This is a genomic window from Vibrio cincinnatiensis DSM 19608, from assembly GCF_900167345.1.
GTDB classification, from domain to species: domain Bacteria; phylum Pseudomonadota; class Gammaproteobacteria; order Enterobacterales; family Vibrionaceae; genus Vibrio; species Vibrio cincinnatiensis.
In genome coordinates, this window is the sequence record NZ_FUXB01000044.1 from 1 (window position 1) to 2,237 (window position 2,237).

Annotated in this window: 2 protein-coding genes; both read right to left on the reverse strand. The window is 40.7% G+C overall.

What is annotated here, in order from left to right:
- Window positions 1-187: 187 nt before the first annotated feature.
- Window positions 188-850 (reverse strand): Vat family streptogramin A O-acetyltransferase, encoded by a 663-nt coding sequence (locus B5D54_RS16725; protein ID WP_078927652.1) that lies wholly within the window; start codon window positions 848-850, stop codon window positions 188-190.
- Window positions 851-968: 118 nt separating this feature from the next.
- On the reverse strand, window positions 969-1,421 hold the full coding sequence (locus tag B5D54_RS16730) for a hypothetical protein (protein WP_078927653.1): 453 nt from the start codon (window positions 1,419-1,421) through the stop codon (window positions 969-971).
- Window positions 1,422-2,237 lie beyond the last annotated feature (816 nt).

The window sequence follows — 2,237 nt, forward strand, 5'->3', positions numbered from 1 at the left end:
CTTAAAATACAAAAGGATAAAAATACTTTAATTTTCAATGCATTGTGGGCTTTTTCTCTACGGTTACATAACGCCCGCCTAAGGGGCTGGCAACGCATAACACTAAACTCAAACGCAACAACCGTAACCACCTCGGCTCAATGGGACTGGAAACGCCACGCGTTGACAGTCCCTCTTGAGGCGTTTGTTATGAGCCACTTTCCGCTAAAAGCAAATCTAATTCATTGTGTGTTATTGCTTTTAGGTTTTCCGTTATTTTCTCCGCACTCCAATCCCACCATGCAATTGCTAACAATTTATCTACGACATGTGGCTCAAAACGATGTTTCAAAACCTTTGCGGGATTTCCGCCAACAATGCTATAAGGCGGCACATCTTGTGTTACTACTGACTTACTAGCAACGATTGCACCATCACCAATCGTTATTCCAGGCATAATAGTTGACTCATACCCCAACCAGACGTCATTACCAATTACAGTATCTCCCTTATAAGGTAACTCACCAACTTGTGGGGCTGACGTTTCCCAACCATTGCCAAAAATGAAAAAGGGGTAAGTAGAAAAACCTGACATACTGTGATTTGCACCATTCATGATGAACTTAACGTCTTTAGCAATAGCACAAAATTTTCCAATCTTTAACTTATCCCCAATAAAAGAAAAGTGATAAAGCACATTACTTTCAAAATTCTCAGGCCCATTAGGATCGTCATAATACGTATAATCACCAACTTCAATATTTGGAGACTTAATATAGTTTTTTAGATAGCCGACTTGAGGAAAACCTTTCATTGGCTCTTTATCATTTGGATTTGGACCGTACAAACTAATTTCTCCATATTGGCTCATAACGCCCGCTTAAGGGGCAGGCAACGCTGAACCCCAAACTCAAACACAACAACCGTAACCTCAAATGCTCATTTGAACTGAGAGCGCCACGCGTTGACTGTCCTTCTTGAAGCGTTTGTTATAGCTCGGGGAAAAGATACCAAAAGGCATCATGTTTCCTATTTGCTACTGGAATAGCTCCGTTTACCGTTGCGAATCTCGCTAACAACTTACCTTCTAATTCTTTTGAATTTTCGCATAGGCAATAAATACATGAAACACCGTACGAAGCACCATATTCATAAACCGGATAATATAAACTGTTACCTTTTCTTTGATTGGATTTTGCCGCTAAAGTATGTTTTTTGTGCGTTTCTATGACGCGAGTGTTTAAGTTATCAGCTTTTCCAATATAAAAGACACCAGACGACTCCCAAGGATAAGGAAATTTCTGTCGTTCGCTATAAAGAACATATACGCCAGCTTGGTTAGGCAATTCGTAGAGATCAAGCAAATTTCCAACAGAGATAAAGCTATCATTTATCTCAGGATGATTCCCTCGAACATTTTCAATTATTTCTAAAAATTTCATTCTAAACTCATTGAGCTATAACGCCCGGTTAAGGGGCAGACAACGCCACCACCAAGCTTCCGCATAACACCGTAACCACCAAAACCAACGCATGATAAAAATGCCGCGCGTTGGCTGTCCCTCTTGAACCGTTTGTTATGCTTAAACTTCAAACACTTAGGTTTAAGCAGCCACTAGAATAACTCAGACATTAAAACCAACCCAAGCATCAAAACTCGTTAACCTGATCGAAACCATGATTTGAACAAAAACTAAGATATATTCACAACGATCATGAGAACAATATGCCCTTTTAACGAAAATCTGATCAACCAGATTCACAGCAAACTGGCGTAAAAATCGAATGAGGCAACAACGCTGAACCACAAGCGCCAGCCAAATTGCCTTTTCATTAGGCAGCACGAAACAATAATAAATTGCCGATACGCTTTTGGCTGATAAGCCAAGGAGCCAAATCACTCAAAGCGACTTTGAGAAAAAGAAACTCAACACGAACCGGCTCAAAATTAAAATGAAGCAACCGATCGACATTTACAGCATCAATTTAATTGAAACAGCGACCACCTTAACAAATTGCCGACAAACAAGATCGAATGGCTGAAGGAACAGAGAAAAGGCCACAACCGATTGATTTTATGAGATTAAGCATAACGCCGCATTAAGGGGCAAGCAACGCAAACAACTGCACTCAAACTAGCCAGCCGTAACCTCAAATACCCACCCAAACCAAAAATGCCACGCGTTGATTGTCCCGCTTAAATGCTTTGTTATGTTGCGACGCCAAAGAGCTTGTGTAGAGCATCGATCGGATAGTCC

Excerpts from the sequence above, each read along its gene's own strand:
- B5D54_RS16725 (WP_078927652.1), bottom strand. The coding sequence starts at position 850 with ATGAGCCAATATGGAGAAATTAGTTTGTACGGTCCAAATCCAAATGAT.
- B5D54_RS16730 (WP_078927653.1), bottom strand. The coding sequence starts at position 1,421 with ATGAAATTTTTAGAAATAATTGAAAATGTTCGAGGGAATCATCCTGAG.